The organism is Ectobacillus ponti (assembly GCF_024294785.1).
In the GTDB taxonomy this organism is placed as follows: domain Bacteria; phylum Bacillota; class Bacilli; order Bacillales; family Bacillaceae_G; genus Ectobacillus; species Ectobacillus ponti.
In genome coordinates, this window is the sequence record NZ_JANCLT010000035.1 from 1 (window position 1) to 1,581 (window position 1,581).

The window sequence follows — 1,581 nt, forward strand, 5'->3', positions numbered from 1 at the left end:
CATTGCCATCAACTTAAGAACATGCATAAAATCATAAAAGTAGGACACCCTTTCATGCAGTACTGCATGAAAGGGTGTCCTACTTTATGTCTATTCATTCCCATACACAAGTTGAAGAATTACGCATGCTTGGAGAAGAGTTTCGTCGTATGTTCTCTGTTCCTCATCTACAGGAACTGGCCCGTCAAACAGAAATGATTCGACGAAATCGAAAATGTAAAGCGCAAGACCTTGTATCGCTCTGTGTCTTCCTGGGTCAAACCATCAGTTCCGAATCCCTCGTCCGACTCTGTACAAGACTCAGTGAAGCCACGGGTGTTTCTCTGTCCGCAGAGGCCCTCAATAAACGTTGGAACGAGCGGACGGTCAAATTCTTAAAGCAGTTATTCCTTTACGCGTTTCAACAAAAAATTTGTTCCGTCATCTCTCTGTCCAGTCCATTTTCACGGATTCGCATTCTCGATTCCACCTCTTTTCAGCTCCCTGCGTCCTATGCCTCTGCCTATCGCGGAAGTGGTGGTGGCGGGTCAGAAGCTGGCGTAAAAATTCAATTAGAGTACGAGCTTTTGTCTGGGACATTTCTCGAATTGGAAGCGAATCACGGGGTGAGCAGTGATGCCAAGTACGGACAGACGCGAATTGCCACACTGCAACCCGGAGATCTTGTGCTTCGCGACCTCGGTTATTATTATATTGCAGATTTAGAACGGATTACGGAAAAGGGAGCGTATTACATTTCCCGCATTCGGTGGAACACGCAGGTATACCAAAAAGACGAGGGTGGCGAATGGACTCTGTTACACATAGAAAACCTGACAAAACACCTGCGGGAAGGAGAAACCCTAGAGCTACCAGAGGTGTATATCGGGTTTGAATACAAGCATCAGACCCGGCTCATTCTATATCGGCTGACACAAAGGGAATGGGATAAGCGTTTGGCGCACCACAAAAAAATGAAAAAGAAGATGCCAAAGGCCGCAAGCAGAGTAAACCTGTTCATCACCAATGTCCCTGCAGACATACTGCCGGCTACACAGGTGTATGACTTCTATTCTTTGCGATGGCAGATTGAAATTCTCTTTAAAACGTGGAAGTCTATTTTTCAAATTCATGTCACGAAGCCAATGAAGCTTGAGCGATTTCAATGTCACCTGTATGGACAGCTTTTGCGTCTCTGTCTCGTGGCAAACGTGACGTATCAAATGCGAAGGCTTTTGTGGGAAAAGCAAGGGAAGGAGATCAGTGAGTTCAAGTGTGCCTACATGGTGCAAGTGTACTTGAACAGGATACACGCCGTACTTTTCTGCACACTCCAACATCCTGTTTCAGTGCTTACCAGGCTCTTTCAAGATGTAAGTAAGAACGGCAAAAAGGCACGGCGGTGTCAAAAAGCAACGCCGTTTGAAATCCTAGGCTTAATAGAAACATCAACGGCTGGACTTCCAATCGCTGCATAAAAATAGGCAGGAAAGAAGCTGTATTTGAGTATGCCCAAAACTCAAGATTCTATTCAAAACACCTAAAAAAAGCGCCCTCGCTGCCAAAGGCAGCGAGGGCGCTTCACTAAAGTTGATGGCAATG

At 45.9% G+C, this 1,581-nt stretch carries 1 protein-coding gene; it reads left to right on the forward strand.

The window, feature by feature from the left end; genetic code table 11:
• Positions 1–86 precede the first annotated feature (86 nt).
• A complete protein-coding gene (locus NK662_RS23010; protein WP_254761317.1) occupies positions 87–1,457 on the forward strand; it encodes an IS4 family transposase in 1,371 nt (456 codons plus the stop codon).
• Positions 1,458–1,581: the final 124 nt, after the last annotated feature.